Here is a 1631-nt window from a genome sequence, read left to right on the forward strand (position 1 = left end):
ACTCGGTGGAGAAGGTCGAGGAAGGCAGCAAGCAGGTGGCGGAGGCCGGCAAGACGATGGAAGAGATCGTCGACAGCGTGAAGCGGGTGACCGACATCATGGGCGAGATCACGGCGGCCAGCCAGGAGCAGACCTCGGGGATCGAGCAGATCAACCAGGCGATCACGCAGATGGACCAGGTGACGCAGCAGAACGCGGCGCTGGTGGAAGAAGCCTCGGCGGCTGCGCAGTCGCTTCAGGAACAGGCCGGCAGCCTGGTGCAGGCGGTCAGCGTGTTCAAGATGGGTGCGGCATCCGCCGGGCGCAGCGAACCGGTCTTCAGCCGGCCGGCTGCCGTCGCGAAGGCCGCACCGAAGGTGGCCGCCAGGGCGCCCATCCGATCGACCGGGAAAAAGGACGCCAGCGCGCCGCAACGGGCCACGGCTGCCAGCGCCTCGGGCGATTGGACCGAGTTCTGAGAGTTCTGCCAACACATTGACGGCCCAAGGCCACAGGGGAAACATCATCAACACGTTCTACAACCTCAGGATCGCAGCCAAGCTCCTGATCTCTTTCGTCGCCGTGCTCGCGCTGACCGCGTTCGTCGGCATCTTCTCGGTCATACAGCTGTCGAAGGTCAACCAGATGTCGACCGACATCACGATCAACTGGATGCCCGCCACGCGTGCGCTGCTCGACCTGAAGAGCCTGATGGCGCGCTATCGCTCCCAGGAGCTTCAGCACGTCCTCTCCGAAACGGACGGCGAGAGGGCCGACTACGAGAAATCGATGGCCGCGACCTGGGCCGATGTGCAGAAGACCACCGCCGCCTACGAAAAGCTGATCTCCGAGCCTGAAGAGCGGGCCGTCTTCCCCGACTATGTGAAGGCGATCGGCCGGTATGCGACGGAGCACGACAAGCTCATCGTCCTGTCTCGTGAGAACAAGAACGCGGAGGCGACTGCCCAGATCCGCGGCGAGTCGCTGCGTGTGAGTCGCGAGCTGACGACGATGCTCGACAAGTTGGTCGCTGTCAACGAATCCGGTGCCACCAAGGCCGGGGACACGGCGGATCAGGTCTACAAGGACGCCCGCGTCTGGGTCATCGGCATCCTGCTGAGCAGCGTGGTCGTGGGCCTGGCACTGGCGCTCTGGATCGCCCGCATCGTGTCGAAGCCGCTGGCCGAAGCCGTGAAGGTGGCGCAGTCGGTGGCGTCCGGCGACCTGACCAGCCGCGTCGAGGCCCGTACCAYGGACGAGACCGGCCAGCTGATGCAGGCACTGAAGCACATGAACGACAGCCTGGCGAAGGTGGTCGGCGAAGTCCGCACGGGCACCGACACGATCGCGACGGCGTCGAGCCAGATCGCGAGCGGCAACCAGGACCTGTCCTCGCGCACCGAAGAGCAGGCCAGCTCGCTGGAAGAGACGGCGGCATCGATGGAAGAGCTGACTTCGACGGTCAAGCAGAACGCCGACAACGCGCGCCAGGCCAACCAGCTGGCCGTCTCGGCCTCCGAGGTGGCGGTCAGGGGCGGCAGCGTGGTCAGCCAGGTGGTCGGCACCATGGGCTCGATCAACGCCTCGTCGCGCAAGATCGTGGACATCATCGGCGTGATCGACGGCATCGCCTTCCAGACCAACATCCTGGC

2 protein-coding genes are annotated in these 1631 nt (G+C 65.3%); both read left to right on the forward strand.

Annotated elements, in window-relative coordinates:
* Positions 1-458 (forward strand): methyl-accepting chemotaxis protein (locus tag AC1D2E_RS35775; RefSeq protein WP_478201782.1); only part of this gene is annotated, 458 nt, incomplete at its 5' end.
* Positions 459-474: 16 nt separating this feature from the next.
* The coding region (locus AC1D2E_RS35780; RefSeq protein WP_478201783.1) for an MCP four helix bundle domain-containing protein at positions 475-1631 on the forward strand (1157 nt) is incomplete at its 3' end.

It is taken from the genome of Variovorax sp. P1_H2, assembly GCF_056405295.1.